The sequence below is a fragment of the Cupriavidus sp. 05N38 genome (assembly GCF_056397345.1).
In genome coordinates this window covers 92,953-108,873 of the sequence record NZ_JBFTNF010000001.1, presented here as the reverse complement: position 1 = coordinate 108,873, position 15,921 = coordinate 92,953, and the positions used below count along the sequence as shown (strand labels likewise).

Below are 15,921 nucleotides of genomic sequence, written 5' to 3'. Positions count from 1 at the left end.
GTGCGCGACAGAGCACGTTACCTTTCCTGCCTCCCGCTCAGGCTGCGGCCTTGGCTGCCGCGTTTTCCGTCGCCTGTTCCGCCGCCTGTTCCGCCGCCTGTTCGCTGCGGTTCATCTGGGTGGCGTTGTAGTTGACGATGCGGCCGCTTTCCGGCTCCACGCCAATGCGGCCGGTGAGCGTTTCGAGCGGACGGCCGTATAGGTGGAAGTGCAGCGTGGGCGCATCGCCCACGACGTGGATGCTGTGGATGTCCTGCGCCAGGAAGCTGATCGGCGCGCCGGAACGCACGACCTGCTCGCGCTCGAGCACCAGGGTGGCGTGCCCGGGATCGCTGCCATCGTCGGTGCGGCGATAGACGCGGTTGAGTTCGTCGCCCTGCACGGCCACGATCACCGCCCAGGTGTCGTGGTTATGCGGGATGGTTTTCTTGCCGGGCACGATGGAGTTGAGGTAAAGCGCGGGCAACTGGCCTTCGCCGCTGAGGCGATAGCGTGTGGAGGTAGCAACGCCGTCGCCAGGCGGCGGAAAATCGGCGAAGCTGAACAGGTCTTGTCTCCCGGCCAGTTTCTGCAGGGCGTGGGTCACGCGCTCCAGCGTGGCGCGGTCCACATCATGGTGCGCTGTCAGTGCACGGACTTCGGCAAGGGTGGTGGCGATGGCGGCGTCGCGCTGGCTCTGTGTGGTCATGGGGGATCCTTGGTCGTGGCGAGGGCACCACTCTAAAGAGAGTGCGGCCGGCGCAGAAGGAACAATATCGCCGAAGCATATGCATTCTGCCGGGCCGCCTGGCTTGCGCGATTCTCCGCATGACCAATGGCGGAAACCTTCGTTGGCAACGCATCGGCGTGGCCCTTACAGTGGTCCGCTCGCCCGTGCGGCACCGTGCCATTCCTACTTGCCATGACCATCACCGACCTGACCCCGACCCTTGCCGACGACCTCGACGGCGGCAGCGCCGCCGCGCCCGCATCCATCCGCCAGCCGCTCATCAGCCCGGCGGCGCTCAAGGCCGCCATTGCCGGTGGCGGCGAACTGGCCGTGCTGGATGCGCGCGAAGAGGGCGCCTTCGCGCGCGAGCATTTGCTGTTCGCCGTGCCCGCGCCGCTGGGCCGGCTCGCGGTCCTGATCGACCGCCTGGTGCCGCGCCGTAGCACGCGCATCGTCGTCACCGACCTTGCCGAAGACATCGCCCACGCGGCGGCGGCCAGGCTGCTGCGTTTCGGCTACACCGACGTGTCGGTGCTCGCGGGCGGCACGCGTGGCTGGCAGGCCGCGGGCTACGAAGTGTTCAGCGGCACCAACGTGCCGAGCAAGGCGTTCGGCGAAGTTATCGAGCACGAGCTGCACACGCCGTGGATCACCGCCGAAGCGCTGCACCTGCACCAGCAGCGCGGCGACAACGTGGTGGTGGTGGACAGCCGCCCGCTCGCGGAATTCCAGAACATGAGCATTCCCGGCGCGGTGGATTGCCCCGGCGCCGAACTGGTCTACCGCATCGGCGAGATCGCGCCCGATCCCGAGACGCTGGTGGTGGTCAACTGCGCCGGCCGCACGCGCAGCATCGTCGGCGCGCAGACGCTGATCAATGCCGGCATTCCCAACCGCGTGGTGTCGCTCAAGGACGGCACCATGGCATGGCTGCTGGCCGGCTACCAGCTCGATCAGGGCCAGACCCGCTTCGCGCCGCAGCCAGGCGAGGCCGCGCAGGCCGCTGCGCGCGAGCGCGCCGCCCGCGTGGCTGAACGCGCCGGGGTGGGCCACATCGACGCGGCGCAGTTGGCCGCCTTCGAGCAACAGGCAGGGGAGCGCACGCTGTACCGCTTCGATGTGCGTTCGCCGGAGGAATACGCGGCCGGCCACCTGCCAGGCTGGCGCAGCGCGCCCGGCGGGCAGCTGGTGCAGGCTACCGACGCCTACGCCGGCACGCGGCGCGCCCGCATCGTGCTGGCCGACTGGGACGGCGTGCGCGCGCAGACCACGGCGGCATGGCTGGCCCAGTTCAGCGGGCACGAAGTCTTCCTGTTCCGTCCGGCGCCGCTGGCCCCGCGCGAAGCCGGGCCGGAACCGCTGCGGGTGCTGCGCACATCGGCGGCGGATGCACCGTGGATCGAAGCGGTTTCGCTGTCCGCGCTGCAGGCGCATGGCGGCGTGACGGTGGCGGACGTGGACAGCAGCCTGGCCTTCCGCCGCGGCCACGTGCCCGGCGCGTGGTTCACCACGCCGGAAAAGGTGGCACTGGTGCTGGAGCGGGCCGGCAGCGCCGACGTGGTCGTCATCACCTCCTCCGACGGCGTCCTGGCGCAGGCGGTTGCGGCAGAACTGCGGCGCACCAGCACGCGCGATGTGCGCGCACTGCTTGGCGGCAATGCACGCTGGCAGGCACTGGGTTTGCCCGTCGAGCCTGCGCAGGCCGGCTCGGCCGCCGCGGCGCGCGTGCTGAGCGGGGATGAAGATGCCTGGTATAGCGCTTACGCGTACGAGGACGAAGTCCGCCGCAAGGCCGAGATGCATGCCTACCTGAACTGGGAGATCGGGCTGGTGGACCAGCTCGAGCGCGATGGCGACCTGCCGGTGAACCTGGTCGACTATCGCGGGGTGTGAGAGCTCGCGACGTGGGCCGCGTCGAATGCCTGTCCCCTTTTCCCATGTAGAGCCATGTAGAGCCATGTGGCGCCATGCAGCGCCATGCAGCGGGAGAGGGGGCGCTACACGCGGCAAGCCTGCTTCATCGGCAGCCGGGCGCACCGGCCAGGCCGGCTGACCAAGCTCACCGCAACGAAATCCCCGAACTCGCGATCGCCGCCGCATACCTCGGCAGGTCCTTCGACAGCGTCGCATCCAGTTCCTGCGCGGTCGATCCCACCACGACGTAGCCCGCCTCTTCGAGCTGGCTGCGGGTCGCGGGCACATTGAGCACCGCCGCCACGTCGCGGCTGATGCGGTCCACCACCGGCGTGGGCGTGGCGGCCGGCGCGATCAGGCCTTGCCAGCTTTCCACGGCGAAACCGGTGGCCCCTGCCTCGGCCATGGTGGGCACCTGCGGCAAGGCCTTCGAGCGATAGGGCGTGGTCACCGCGAGTGCGGTGAGGCGGCCTGCGCGCACATAGTCAGTGACGGCGGCGAGCGTGATGAGGGTGGCGTCGATATGGCCGCCGAGCAGGTCCACCGTGGCAGGCGCGCCGCCCGCATACGGGATGTAGTTGACCTTGATGCCGGCCTGGCGCGACAGCATCGCGTGCGCGACATGGGCGATGCCGCCGTTGCCGGGCAGGCCGAGTGTCACTTCGCCGGGCTTCTTGCGCGCCAGCGCCAGGTAGTCCTGGAAGGTGCGCACGCCCAGGTCGGGGCGCGTCACCAGGATCTGCGGATTGACCACCGCCTTGCTCACGCCGCGAAAGGCGTGGCCGGTGTCGTAAGGCAGCGTCTTGAACAGCGACGCGTTGAGCGTCACGCCCTCGCCGCCAAGCAGCAGCGTATAGCCATCCGCCTTTGCCCTTGCGACCTGCGCGGCGCCCAGGGTGCCGCTGGCGCCCACCACGTTTTCCACCACCACCGGCTGGCCCCATTTTTCGCTCAGCTTGAGCGCCAGCGTGCGCGCCAGCTTGTCGGCACTACCGCCGGCGGAGACTGGCACCACGATGCGCACGGGGCGCGCCGGGAAGGATTCGGCAGCGTCCGCCGGAGCCGCGTGGGCGTGGAGCAGGAATGGGGTGCCGACGACGGCGGCGGCGCCAAGGCTCGATAGGGTGCGCAGGAGAGTGCGGCGTTGCATGGTGATGTTGCCCGGATGTTGCCCGGCGATTTACCGGGGAAGGTGCTGCGAAGAGAGGAGGGACAGCTTATGAATGCACCCGGGCGCGGCCAACGAATCTTTCCGCGCATGGTTATGCGGCGCTGCGCCGCCCCCGCGCTGCGCGCGCGCCATCGCAGATGCAACGCGCGCTGCATAACGATGGCTTCTTTTATTCGTTCCGTGGCGGCCCGCGCTTGCGTACAGTCTGTCGACCGCGCTGGCCGGCAAGTACCCGCCAGCGCGACGCACGACATCAACCCGAACATCCCGAACATCCCGGAAAACGCGAACACACCATGACACGCACCGCTTCGCCGCGCCCTCCGCGCCCGCTTCGCCGCCTTGCCTTTGCCGCCGCCTTCCTGGCCGGCACCTTCGTTGCCGGCGCGGCGCATGCCGACGCCACGCTCGACAAGATCCGCCAGCGCGGCAAGATCGTGGTCGGCATCATGCTGTCCGGCAGTGCCTTCGGCTCGATCGATCCCGCCACGCAGAAGCCGGTCGGCTTCAACGCGGATCTGGCGCAGGACCTTGCAAAGCAGCTCAACGTGGAGCTGGAAACCGTGCAGGTCCAGCCGTCGAACCGTGTGCAGTTCCTCCAGCAGGGCAAGGTCGACGTGCTGATCGCAGCAATGGAGTACAACGCCGAGCGCGGCGAGCAGCTTGGCCACGTGCCCACGCCGTACTACCGCGTCGGCGGCGCCGTGATCGTGCCCAAGCAAAGCGATATCCGCCGCTGGGAAGACCTCAGGGGCAAGACCGTGTGCATCTCGCAGGGCAGCAGCTATACGCGCCCGGTGCAGGTGGAATACGGCGCCATCCCGAAAGGCTTCAAGGGGTCTTCGGAGTCCCTGCTGGCACTGCGCGGCGACAACTGCGCCGGCGCCGTGCACGACAACACGCTGCTGCAGCCGCTGGTGCGCGGCAATCCCGAATGGCAGAACTACCGCATCGTGCTGCCCGAGCTGAATCCCGCGCCCACGGTGATCTGGACGCGCAAGGGCGAGCAGGACACCATCCAGGCCATCGACCGCGTGGTGCAGACCTGGCACCGTACCGGCTGGCTGATCAATACGGAGAAGAAGGCTGGCATCCAGCCGGCCTCGCCGGCGCTCAGCGAACTGCACGACAAGTTCAAGGGCGGCCGCTCCTGATGGATGCCGTCATCGCCGCGCTGATCGACGGCGGTCGCCATATCGGACTGAACTACGCGTTCCTGGCCGATGCCTATGACCGCAGCGCCTTCGTGCACGGCGCCTGGGTCACGGTGCAGCTGGTGCTGTGCACGCTCGCCGGCAGCCTGCTGGCGGGCGTGGCCATGGCGGCCTTGCTGACCTCGCGCAGGCCGCTGGTGGCCGGCGCCACGCGCGCCTTCGTCGAGGTCACGCGCAATACGCCGACGCTGGTGCAGCTTTACTGCGCCTTCCTGGTGCTCAATATGCTGATCACCCATGCCTTGCAGGATGCGCAGCGCAGCAACCCGCTCACGCCGTTCCTGTGGGTGGTGGTGGTGCTTTCGCTGCACAAGGGTGTGTTCCATGCCGAGGCCCTGCGCGCCGGTATCGAAGCGGTGCCCAAGGTCACGCTGGAGGCGGCGGCATCGCTGGGTTTCGACCGACGCACCTTGCTGTGGCGCGTGCAGCTGCCGCTGGCGGCGCGTTTTGCGCTGCCGGCGCTGGTCAACAACTCGGTGGAGCTGGTCAAGGCCACGGCGGTGGCATCGGCCATCGCGGTGGGCGACATCACCTACGCCTCGATCATGATCTGGACCCAGCGCGACAACGTGCTGGAACTGATGGTGCTGTTGCTGCTGTTCTTTGGCGTRCTGACCTGGGTGGTCAGCCAGGCCGGCAACTGGCTCGAACTCCGACTGAGGATGCCCGGCTATGGCAACCGTTGATTCCGGCCTGCCGCGCGCCGGCATTGCCTGGCCGGGCGCGCGCCGCTTCGCCGGCCTGCTGTGGCTGCTGCCGCTGGCGGCGCTGGCGCTGGCGGCCAGCCGCCATCCCGACCTGGCGCGCGCGCTGGCCAGCGCGTGGCAGTGGTCGCCGGCGCTGGTGCGCGGCTTCCTGGTCAATATCGGCGTCAGCGTACTGGCGATCGCGCTGGGCACGGCCGCAGGGCTGCTGGTGGGCGCGCTGCGGCTGTCGCCGGCGAGGCTGCTGTCGCGGCCCGCACAGCTCTATGTGCAGGTGTTCCGCAACGCGCCGTGGCTGGTGCTGATCTATTTCGCCACCTACGTCTTCCCGTTCGAGCTGAACCTCGGCCGGCATATCGTGCCGTTCCCGGACTGGCTCAAGGTGGTGGTGGGGCTGGCGCTGCCGGCCAGCGCCAATGTGGCCGAGGTGCTGCGCGGCGCGGTGCAGTCGATCCCGCTCACGCAGTGGGAGGCCGCCAGCTCGATGGCGTTCTCGCGCCGCCAGATCCTGCGGCTGGTGATCGTGCCGCAGTGCGTGCGGCGGATGTTGCCGCCCTGGATGAACCTGTATGCCACCCTGACCATGGGTACCGCCCTGGCGTCGCTGGTGGGCGTGCACGACCTGCTCGACACCGCGCAGATCGCCAGCAATACCGTCAACCAGACCGCCTTCACCGTGCTGATCTACTTCGTCGTGATGGCGATGTTCTTTGCCTGGTGCTACCCGATTTCGCGCTTCACCCGTTTCCTGGAACAAAAACATGCTGTTGCCTGAACATGCCGACGGCCCATCGCTGGCCGCGTCGCCCGTGCCGGCCGCGCCGCTGGTTTCCCTGCGCGACGTGCATCTGTCCTTCGGCGGCAATGCGGTGCTCAAGGGCATCGACCTCGACGTGCAGCGCGGGCAGGCGGTGTCCATCATCGGGCCGTCCGGCTCTGGCAAGTCCACCATCCTGCGCTGCATCACCGGCTTGCTCGAGCCGCAGCAGGGCAGCGTCACCGTGGGTGACGTGGCGGTGCGCGAATTGCGCAGTGAGGCCGGGCGCATCGCGCTGCGCAAGCGCGTGGGCTTCGTCTTCCAGCAATACAACCTGTTCCCGCACCTGACCGTGCTGCAGAACCTCACCATTGCGCCGCTGCGCGTGCTGGGGCGCGGCCGCGCGCAGGCCGAGGCCACCGCCATCGAGCTGCTGCGCAAGGTGCGCCTGGCCGACAAGGCATCGGCCTATCCCGGCGAGCTGTCCGGCGGCCAGCAGCAGCGCGTGGCGATTGCCCGCGCGCTGGCGATGGAGCCGGAGCTGATCCTGTTCGACGAAGTCACCTCGGCGCTCGACCCGGAGACCGTGGGCGAGGTCCTGACTGTCATCGGCGACCTGGTGGACGAGGGCCTGACCTGCCTGCTGGTGACGCACGAGATGCGCTTTGCCGAGGAGATCAGCGACGAGGTGTATTTCACCGAGGGCGGCCTGATCGTCGAGCACGGCCCGGCGCGCCGCATCTTCAGCCAGCCGGCCAGCGACCGCACGCGCGCCTTCCTCAACCGCGCGCTCGGCGCCCAGGCGCGCCCGCCCGCCGATCCTTTTGTCGCCAGCTTCGACAAGCTGCGCTTTGCCATCTGAACACTCTCACCCGCCTCCCTAACTGATCATCATGAGCCACCATCGCGATACCCAGCTGATCCACGCCGGCACGCCGCCGTTCACCGACGGCCACGGGCCGGTCAACGTGCCGGTGGTGCGCGCCAGCACCGTGCGCTTCGAGAACAGCGCCGCCTATGACGAAATCCGCGCGCGCCATGCGCGCGGCGAGCGCGTCAGCTCCTACGGGCGCCAGGGCATGGACACGCACCGCGCGCTGGAGGATGCGCTGGCGGCGCTCGAAGGCGGCAGCCACACCTTCCTGGCGCCGTCCGGGCTGGCGGCGATCTCGCTGGTGTTCGTGGCGCTGCTGTCGCCGGGCGATCACGCGCTGGTGGCGGACAGCGTCTATGCGCCGGTGCGTCGGCTGGATCAATCGCTGCTGCGCCGCCTGGGCATCGAGCTGACCTATTTCTCGCCGTCGCACGACGATGTCGAGGCACTGATCCGCCCCAATACGCGGCTGCTATACGTGGAGTCGCCCAGCTCGCTGCTCTACGAGGTGCTCGACCTGCCGCGCCTGGCGCAGATCGCGCAGCGCCGCGGCGTGCTGGTGGCCACCGACAATACCTGGGCCTCGGGGCATCTGCTGCAGCCGCTGGTGCTGGGCGTGGATATCTCGATCCTGGCGTCGACCAAGTACGTCAGCGGCCATTCGGACCTGATGCAGGGCGCGGTGGTGGTGAAGGACGCGGCGCTGGCACGCCGTATCGCCGAGACCTACGACGGCTTCGGCCTGGCCATCAGCGCCGACGATGCCTACCTGGCGCTGCGCGGCATCCGCACCCTGGCGGTGCGCCTGGCCCAGCACGAGCGCAACGCGCTGGCGGTGGCGCAGTACCTGGAAACCCACGGGGCCGTGGGCCGCGTGTTCTATCCCGCGCTGCCGTCCGACCCGGGCCATGCGCTGTGGCGGCGCGATTTCTCGGGCGCTAACGGGCTGGTGTCGTTCACGCTGCCGGGAGCCGATGCGGCGTCGGCGAACGCGCTGGTGGATGCGCTCGGCCTGTTCGGGCTGGGCGCGTCATGGGGGGGCTACGAAAGCCTGGTGCAGGTGGCGGCGCCGGAGCGCCTGGCCGAGCATTCATACTGGCGCGGCACGGAACCGGTGATCCGGCTGCATGTGGGGCTGGAGGCGGTGGAGGATCTCATCGCGGATCTGGCGCAGGGACTGGCGGCGGCGCAAGGCCTGCCGGCGCGGCCGCTCAAGGTGGCCTGACCGGCCTGAGCGCCCTGGCGATGCATTGCGCAGCGCCGTGGTCGATACGGTCAAAAAGAGAAGCGGGCACGGGTGTCGCCCGCTTCCAAAGAAGCCAGTGTCATCGTGCACTGGCCTCCAGTACGCTTTCGTGTGCTTTCGCGTGCTTTCCTGTGCTTTCCTGTGGCAGGGGAGCGGCGCGGGCGCATCCGGCCCGCGCAGTCGCACCAAGTGGCGCCCGGATGGCGCCCAGGTTGCGCTCAGATGGCCCAGCCCCCTGCGTAGAACACCGCCAGCGCCAGCGCAATGCCCACCGTGCCGACGTTCAGCTTGCGGAACTCGCCGGCCACGATGCGGCCGATCACCAGGGTGCAGAAGCCCAGCATGATGCCGGTGACGATATTGCACGTCAGCACGATGAAGACCGCGCATACCAGGCCGGCCATGGCGTCGACCAAATCGTCCATATGCAGCTTGCTGACGCTGCTGAGCATCAGCAGGCCAACGTACATCAGCGCGGGCGCGGTGGCGTAGGACGGCACCAGCGCCGCCAGCGGCGAGAAGAAGATCACCGCCAGGAACAACAGGCCGACCACCACGGCGGCGAGGCCCGTCTTGGCGCCGGCTGCCACGCCCACGCTCGATTCGATGTAGGCCGCGGCGGGCGCACCGCCGAAGACCGCCGAGAAGATCGAGCTGAGCGAGTCGGTGGTGAGCGCGCGCCCGCCGTTGGGGATCTGGCCTTTCTCGTCGAGCTGGCCGGCCTGTCCGGCCACGGCACGGATGGTGCCCGTGGCATCGAACACGGCCGTCATCACCAGGGCCAGTACGCTGGGCAGCACGGCCAGCGACAAGGCACCCTTGATGTCCATCGCGCCGATCAGCGAGGCATGGCCGGGCGCGCTCAGCGCGGGAAGCGCGAACACGCCTGCGAACTTCACTGCGGGGTCGAAGGCCAGGCCCAGCGCGGAGATGGCGACGATCACCAGCAGGATGCCGCCCGGCACGCGGCGGCGCTCCAGCCCGAAGATGGCGGCCAGCCCGAGGATCGACATCACCACCGGGAACGCCGTGATCTTGCCCAGTGAAACCGGCAGGCCGGCGCCGGCATTCTTGACCACCAGCCCGACTTCGCTCGAGGCGATCAGCAGCAGGAACAGGCCGATGCCGATGCCCGTGCCGTGCGCCACGCCGGCCGGCAGGTTGCGCAGGATCCAGGAGCGCACGCCGGTGACGGAGATGGCGGTGAACACCAAGCCCATCAGGAAGATCGCGCCGAGCGCCACGGCGGGCGAAAGGCCCTGGCCCAGCACCAGCCCGAAGGCGGTGAACGCGGTCAGCGAGATGGCGCAGCCGATGGCGATCGGCAGTCGCGCCCACATACCCATCAGCAGCGAGCCGAAGGCCGCGGTCAGGCATACCGCGACGAACACGGCGCTGGTGTCGAATCCCGCCTTGCCGAGCATGCCCGGCACCACGAAGACGGAATACACCATGGCCATGAAGGTGGTCACGCCAGCCACGGCTTCGCGGCGGCCGGTGCTGCCGCGCGCGCTGATCTGGAAGTATCTGTCGAGAAATCCTTTGACCTCGATGGCTTCGATCGCATCGATCGCGTCGATGGCCTTGGCTTCGAGGGCGTCGGTGCCGGGGGCGGCGGCACGGCCGGGGAACGGCTGCTCAAGCATGGCGGAGTGTCTCCTTTGTGGTGCGCTGGGGCGGTGGCTCTGCCACTCGCACCCAGGCTGTCTCGCTTTATCTTTGTCGTTGCCGGGCAGGCAGGAAGACGTGCACAAGCCGGGGCTGCCTGTGTCGCGTGCTGCACTGCGTTGCCTGCGGTACGCCGATGCCGGCCACTTGTTCGCCACTCCGTGCTGGCCGAAGTGGTCCGGCATGGCGAAGACTAAGGGAGGCGCGGCGCTTTCCCATAATCGGCCGCGCATGGCGGGCATTGCGATTCTTGTATGAGGGAGGTGTGTGCCGTGCGGGGAAGCGGCGGTGTGCGGTGGCGGCGTCGTTGGCGCGTGTTGCCTCCCCCTCTCCGGCTTCACGGGAGAGGGGGGCGGGCCGCTTGCGATATGGGCGCGGCCGGCAATCTGGCGCGCCGGTTTGCTCAGGTACCTGCGAACTCGGCGAGCAGGGCCTCGCGATGCTGGTCTAGCCTGGGCGCGGGGGCGAAGCCGCCCCGTGGCAGGCCGGTGCCGACCTTGACCGGGTTGCCCGCCAGCGTGATCGGGCGCCCCGCGCCGATGCTCGCCTCCAGCAGCATGCCGCGGGCCTGCACGTGCGGGTCGCGCACGATGTCGGCCACGCTTTGCAGCGGCCCGTGCGGCACACCGGCGGCTTCCAGCCGCTCAGACCAGGTTGCGGTGTCGGCATGCGCCAGGCATGCCTCGAGGCCCGCCTTCAGCTCGGCGTGATGCTGGTTGCGTGCCGCCACCGTGGCGAAGCGCGGATCGGCGGCCAGCGCCGCGTCGCCGAGCGCGGCGCAGAGTTTCTGGAACAGGTTGTCGTTGCCGGCGGCGATGACGATGAAGCCATCGCCGCTCTTGAACATGTCGAAGGGGGTGATGGACGGGTGGCGCGTGCCCAGCGGCGCGGGCACGGCGCCCGTGGCCGCGTGGCGCGCGATGGCATTCTCCAGCAGCGCCACCTGGCAGTCGAGCATGCCGATATCCACGCGCTCGCCCAGCCCGGTGCGGCTGCGCTTGAGCAGCGCCGACTGGATGCCGATGGCCGCATACAGTCCCGCGCCGAGGTCGCCGATGGACACGCCCACGCGCACCGGGTTGCCGGCGGTTTCCCCGGTCACGCTCATCAGGCCGCCCATGGCCTGCACCACCATGTCGTAGGCAGGGCGGTCGCGGTAGGGGCCGGTCTGGCCGAAGCCCGAGATCGACGCGTAGACCAGGCGCGGGTTGGCCGCGTGCAGCGCTTCCCAGGTGAAGCCAAGCTTCTCCATCACGCCTGCGCGGAAGTTTTCCACCAGTACATCGGCGCCGGCGATCATGGCGCTCAGCACGGCGCGGTCGCGCGGCGACTTGAGGTCGAGCGCGATCGATTCCTTGTTGCGGTTGACCGAGGCGAAGTAAGCCGACTCGCCGTCGACGAAGGGCCCCACATGCCGGGAGTCGTCGCCGCCCTCGGGGTTCTCGATCTTGATCACGCGCGCGCCGAGGTCGGCCAGCATCATGGTGCAGTAGGGCCCGGCCAGCACGCGGGTCRGGTCCACTACGGTAAAGCCCGCGAGCGGGAGGTCTGCGGCATTGCGATTCATGGCGATCCTTTTGAAGAAACTCAGTCGATGCGGGCGCCGCTGCTCAGCGTCAGTTCGGTCACGGTCTTGCCTTCGCGCAGCGCGAACTGCTTGAATTCCGCCGGCGACGCGGATGGCGAGACCTCTTCGCCGCGGCTTGCGAGCCGCGCGCGCAACTCGGGCCTGGAGAGCGCCTTTGCCGAGGCCGCGAACAGCTTCTCGATCACGGCGGGCGGGGTCTGCGCCGGCGCGAACAGGCCGTACCAGTTGGTCACGTCGTAGCCCTTGATGCCGGCTTCCGCGATGGTGGGATAGTTGGGCAGCACGGGTGAGCGCCTGGCCGACGTCACCGCGATGCCGACGACCTTGCCGGTATCGATGACGGCCTGCACCGATGCCGGCGTGGCGAAGGTGAACTGCGCATCGCCGGCGGCTACCGCCTGTGCCGACGGCGCGCCGCCCTTGTAGGGCACGTGGGTGAGTTGCACGTCGGCCAGCCTGGCGAACTGCACGCCGGCCAGGTGCGTGATCACGCCATTGCCCGACGACGAATAGTTGAGCGAGCCGGGATRCTGCCGGGCCCTTGCCAGCAGGTCTCGCACGCTGCCGATGCCGGACGCCTTGTTGGCCGCGAGCAGCAGCGGCGATACGGTCAGCCGCGTGACCGGCGCGAAGTCCGCGGGCTCGTAGCGGATGTTCTTGTACAGCACCTTGTCGCCGCCCATCACGCTGGCGGTGGCGATATACAGCGTGTAGCCGTCGGGCGGCGCCTTGGCGACCGCCTCCGCGGCGATCGTGGTGCCGGCACCGGGCTTGTTGTCGATGATGACCGGCTGGCCCAGCTCCTTCGACAGGGCATCGCCGTACAGTCGCGCCACATTGTCGGCGCCGCCGCCGGCGGGAAAGCCGATCACGATGCGCACGGGCCTGGACGGGAATGCGTCCGACGCCAGCGCGGGGCCGGCCAGCGAGAAGGCCATCAGGAACAGCAAGGTCGGGTGCCGCTTGGTCATGCTTGTCTCCGGTGTTGTTGTATGTTCCGTGCGCCGCGCGCGTTGACGCATGCGCGGGCGACTACCTGCCCGTGAACACGGGCGGCCGCTTCTCGCGCCACGCGGCTGCGCCTTCGCGCAGGTCCGCCGATGCCTCGGCGTGTGCGATCGCGTGTGCGAGCGCCGCCACGTCGAGCGCGCCGCGCGCGATCTGGTTCAGCGCCTGTTTCATGCCCAGCAGCGCGAGGGGTGCCATGCCGGCGAGCGTGGCGCTGAGTTCGTCCACGCGCGGCGCCAGCGCGTCGGCGGCGACGATTTCGGTCAGGAAGCCGGTTGCGAGCATCTCGTCGGCATCGAGGCGCGCGGCAGTCAGGAACAGGCGCTTGGCGGTATCCACGCCGAGCCGGCTCACATAGCGCTCCAGGCCGCCGCGGTAGAAGTGCAGGCCAAGCCTGGCGGCGGGCATGAACATGTCGCAATGGGGCACGCCGATGCGGAAGTCGCAGGCCAGGCAGAGATCGGTGGCGCCGCCGTACACGCCGCCGTTGACCGCGGCGATGGTGATGGGGCGCGCGGCTTCGATCAGGTCGATCAGCTCGCCGAAGGCCGGCGCGCCGGCGGTGTCGGCCCTGCCGAGCGAACCGATGTCGTAGCCACTGCAGAAGTACTTGCCGGTGCCCGTGAAGCGCAGCACCAGGACATTCTCCATCGCGTTGACGGAGTTGATATGCTCGCGCAATACCTGCAGATCGTGCGGATTCAGTCGATTGGCCACTTCCGGACGGTCAAGAGTGATTGTCGCTACGCTTTTTTCGATGCGGAGCCGCGGTTCGCCGTGGATTTGCATATAAGATCGTTGTTTAGATATATTGAAACTGATTCTAGATATGCCCAAAGAACCGTCAAATCGAGGTTTACCCGTGCAGTCGCTCCAGGACCGCGTCCGCGAGGCCATCGAAGCGCAGATCCACGCCGGCACGCTCAAGCCCGGTTCCCAGCTCGACGAGCGCGCCCTGGCCGAGCAGTTCGACAGTTCGCGCACCCCGGTGAGGGAGGCTTTGCTGATGCTGGCGGCGCAGGGCCTGGTGACGATCGCCCCGCGCGCCGGCATCTTCGTGCACAAGCCCACGGTGGCCGAACTGGTGGCCATGTTCGAGACGCTGGCCGAGATGGAGGGCGTGGTGGCGCGGCTGGCCACGCAGCGCATCACCGAGGCGGGCAGGGCGGCGCTGTCGGCCGCCTTCGAGCAAGGGCGCGGGTATGTCGAGGCGGCCGACACGCCGGGCTATGTGGAGGCCAACCGCGAGTTCCACGACGTGCTCTACCACGCCTGCGCCAACCCTTACCTGGCCGAGCAGATCCGCATGCTGCGCCGGCGCCTGGCGATCTACTGGCGCCAGCGCGGGCTGATCAACGCGGCGCGCGTACCGAGCTCCTTCCAGGAGCACGGCGTGATCGTGGCCGCCGTGCTGGCGGGCGATGCGGACGCGGCCGCGGCCGCCATGCGCGCGCATATCTCCGCAGGCGGCAAGGCGATTGCAGACCTGGTGCTGCTGGCGCAGGACGCATACGACGAGGCTACCGCGCCGCAGCACGCGCTGCGCTGACAACTGGTAGCATCGCAGGGAGCTTGCCGGGCTGCACCCGTGCCGCCCGGTGCCGTCTTCAACGCAGTTTTCCCGGATGTCCCGCTCCGTGTCCGACGACTTCTACTTCTACGAACCCGCGCGCGGGCATGGCCTGCCGCACGATCCCTTCAACGCCATCGTCGGGCCGCGCCCGATCGGCTGGATCTCGTCGCGCGCCGCCGATGGCGTCGTCAACCTCGCGCCGTACAGCTTCTTCAACGCCTTCAACTACACGCCGCCCATCGTGGGTTTCTCCAGCGTCGGCTACAAGGACAGCGTGCGCAATATCGAGCAGACCGGCGAGTTCTGCTGGAACCTCGCCACGCGCGCGCTGGCCGATCCCATGAACGCCAGCTGCGCAGCGGTGCCGCCCGAGGTGGACGAGTTCACGCTGGCCGGGCTGACGCCTGCCGCCTCGCGCGCGGTCGCGGTGCCCCGCGTGGCGGAAAGCCCGGTCTCTTTCGAGTGCAGGCTCACGCAGCTGATCCAGCTCCAAGGCGTCGATGGCCAGAAGGTGCCGACCTGGCTGGTATTGGGCGAAGTGGTGGGCGTGCACGTCGACAGGACGCTCCTGAAGGACGGCATCTACGACACGGCCGCGGCCCGGCCGATCCTGCGCGGCGGCGGGCCGGCAGACTACTTCGAGATCGGGCCCGAGGCGCTGTTCCGCATGCGCCGCCCGCGCTGAGGGCGGTCGGCAACCGCGGGCAGGCCTTGCTGCGATGCATCCCAATCTCTCCTTGACATACAGATCTGTCTACTCGAATAATGTAGACAGGTCTGTATCGATCCAGTGCCGACCCAGTGCCAACCGCCGCCAGATCCCGCTGCATCCCGCTGCATTGTTCCTTTGAGGAGAGAACCCATGTCGACCCCAGCCGAGTCCCGTCCGCCGTTTCCCCCGTTCACCCTTGAGTCCGCCATCCAGAAGGTGCGTGGCGCCGAAGACGGCTGGAACAGCCGCGACCCCCAGCGCGTGGCGCTGGCCTACACCGTCGACAGCGCCTGGCGCAACCGCGCCGAGTTCGTCAACGGGCGCGAGGCCATCGTCGGCTTCCTGGCACGCAAGTGGCAGAAGGAACTGGACTACCGGCTGATCAAGGAATTGTGGGCCTTCGAGGGCAACCGCATCGCCGTGCGCTTCGCCTACGAATGGCATGACGACTCGAACAACTGGTATCGCTCCTATGGCAACGAGAACTGGGAGTTCAACGAGGCCGGCCTGATGCAGCGCCGCTTCGCCTGCATAAACGATGCCCCGATCAAGGAAGCGGACCGCAAGTTCTTCTGGCCGCTGGGCCGCCGCCCGGACGATCACCCCAGCCTGAGCGATCTCGGCTTCTGACCGGCCATGCGGCGTGCGGCACGCGGCTTGATGCCCGCCGTGCCGCTGCCGCTGCCGTGATCCGACGGTGGCGGCGCCTTCCTCCTGCCCACTGTCTTGCCCCGCCTCGCTCGCGCAATGCCGGCCATGCGCGCGCGGCGTACCCGCGACGCA

At 68.7% G+C, this 15,921-nt stretch carries 15 protein-coding genes; 9 read left to right on the top strand and 6 right to left on the bottom strand.

Features of this window, described 5'->3' with window-relative positions; genetic code table 11:
• Positions 1-37 precede the first annotated feature (37 nt).
• Positions 38-688: a cysteine dioxygenase family protein gene (locus AC1DK4_RS00470; protein WP_441614938.1), complete on the bottom strand. Its 651-nt coding sequence runs from the start codon at positions 686-688 to the stop codon at positions 38-40.
• A gap of 195 nt (positions 689-883) precedes the next feature.
• Here AC1DK4_RS00470 and AC1DK4_RS00465 point away from each other — a divergent pair, with 195 nt between their 5' ends.
• Positions 884-2,602 carry a rhodanese-like domain-containing protein gene (locus tag AC1DK4_RS00465; RefSeq protein ID WP_441643281.1) on the top strand — a complete coding sequence of 573 codons (1,719 nt, stop codon included), beginning with the start codon at positions 884-886 and terminating at the stop codon, positions 2,600-2,602.
• A 166-nt stretch (positions 2,603-2,768) separates the two neighbouring features.
• Here the strand turns inward: AC1DK4_RS00465 and AC1DK4_RS00460 are convergent, their stop codons facing one another.
• Positions 2,769-3,773: a tripartite tricarboxylate transporter substrate binding protein gene (locus tag AC1DK4_RS00460; protein ID WP_441614936.1), complete on the bottom strand. Its 1,005-nt coding sequence runs from the start codon at positions 3,771-3,773 to the stop codon at positions 2,769-2,771.
• 317 nt (positions 3,774-4,090) lie between these two features.
• Between AC1DK4_RS00460 and AC1DK4_RS00455 the strand changes: the two genes are divergently transcribed.
• From AC1DK4_RS00455 to metC, 5 genes are read left to right on the top strand one after another with little or no spacing between them, the layout of a single operon-like run.
• Positions 4,091-4,948, top strand: a complete 858-nt coding sequence (locus tag AC1DK4_RS00455) for a transporter substrate-binding domain-containing protein (protein WP_441614935.1) — start codon at positions 4,091-4,093, stop codon at positions 4,946-4,948.
• Complete coding sequence (locus AC1DK4_RS00450; protein WP_441614933.1) at positions 4,948-5,694, top strand: amino acid ABC transporter permease; 747 nt, start codon at positions 4,948-4,950, stop codon at positions 5,692-5,694. The genes AC1DK4_RS00455 and AC1DK4_RS00450 overlap by 1 nt, the downstream gene beginning before the upstream one ends.
• Positions 5,681-6,487: an amino acid ABC transporter permease gene (locus AC1DK4_RS00445; protein ID WP_441614931.1), complete on the top strand. Its 807-nt coding sequence runs from the start codon at positions 5,681-5,683 to the stop codon at positions 6,485-6,487. Before AC1DK4_RS00450 ends, AC1DK4_RS00445 begins: the two co-directional genes overlap by 14 nt.
• Positions 6,474-7,331, top strand: coding sequence for an amino acid ABC transporter ATP-binding protein (locus AC1DK4_RS00440; RefSeq protein ID WP_441643280.1), 858 nt, complete (start codon positions 6,474-6,476; stop codon positions 7,329-7,331). The genes AC1DK4_RS00445 and AC1DK4_RS00440 overlap by 14 nt, the downstream gene beginning before the upstream one ends.
• A 31-nt stretch (positions 7,332-7,362) precedes the next feature.
• Positions 7,363-8,568 (top strand): cystathionine beta-lyase, encoded by a 1,206-nt coding sequence (gene metC, locus AC1DK4_RS00435; RefSeq protein WP_441614927.1) that lies wholly within the window; start codon positions 7,363-7,365, stop codon positions 8,566-8,568.
• Between the two features lie 239 nt (positions 8,569-8,807).
• Here the strand turns inward: metC and AC1DK4_RS00430 are convergent, their stop codons facing one another.
• The 4 genes from AC1DK4_RS00430 to AC1DK4_RS00415 form a co-directional block, all read right to left on the bottom strand.
• Positions 8,808-10,235, bottom strand: coding sequence for an NCS2 family permease (locus AC1DK4_RS00430; protein ID WP_441614925.1), 1,428 nt, complete (start codon positions 10,233-10,235; stop codon positions 8,808-8,810).
• Positions 10,236-10,660: 425 nt separating this feature from the next.
• A complete protein-coding gene (locus AC1DK4_RS00425) occupies positions 10,661-11,824 on the bottom strand; it encodes a CaiB/BaiF CoA transferase family protein (protein ID WP_477131355.1) in 1,164 nt (387 codons plus the stop codon).
• Positions 11,825-11,844: 20 nt separating this feature from the next.
• Positions 11,845-12,816 carry a Bug family tripartite tricarboxylate transporter substrate binding protein gene (locus tag AC1DK4_RS00420; protein ID WP_477131354.1) on the bottom strand — a complete coding sequence of 324 codons (972 nt, stop codon included), beginning with the start codon at positions 12,814-12,816 and terminating at the stop codon, positions 11,845-11,847.
• Positions 12,817-12,877: 61 nt separating this feature from the next.
• Positions 12,878-13,642, bottom strand: coding sequence for an enoyl-CoA hydratase/isomerase family protein (locus tag AC1DK4_RS00415; RefSeq protein ID WP_441614919.1), 765 nt, complete (start codon positions 13,640-13,642; stop codon positions 12,878-12,880).
• A 73-nt stretch (positions 13,643-13,715) separates the two neighbouring features.
• Between AC1DK4_RS00415 and AC1DK4_RS00410 the strand changes: the two genes are divergently transcribed.
• The 3 genes from AC1DK4_RS00410 to AC1DK4_RS00400 all read left to right on the top strand — a co-directional run bounded on the left by AC1DK4_RS00410 (position 13,716) and on the right by AC1DK4_RS00400 (position 15,768).
• Positions 13,716-14,402, top strand: coding sequence for a GntR family transcriptional regulator (locus tag AC1DK4_RS00410; protein WP_441614917.1), 687 nt, complete (start codon positions 13,716-13,718; stop codon positions 14,400-14,402).
• 76 nt (positions 14,403-14,478) lie between these two features.
• Positions 14,479-15,111: a flavin reductase family protein gene (locus AC1DK4_RS00405; RefSeq protein WP_441614915.1), complete on the top strand. Its 633-nt coding sequence runs from the start codon at positions 14,479-14,481 to the stop codon at positions 15,109-15,111.
• Between the two features lie 177 nt (positions 15,112-15,288).
• Positions 15,289-15,768, top strand: a complete 480-nt coding sequence (locus AC1DK4_RS00400) for a nuclear transport factor 2 family protein (RefSeq protein ID WP_441614914.1) — start codon at positions 15,289-15,291, stop codon at positions 15,766-15,768.
• Positions 15,769-15,921: the final 153 nt, after the last annotated feature.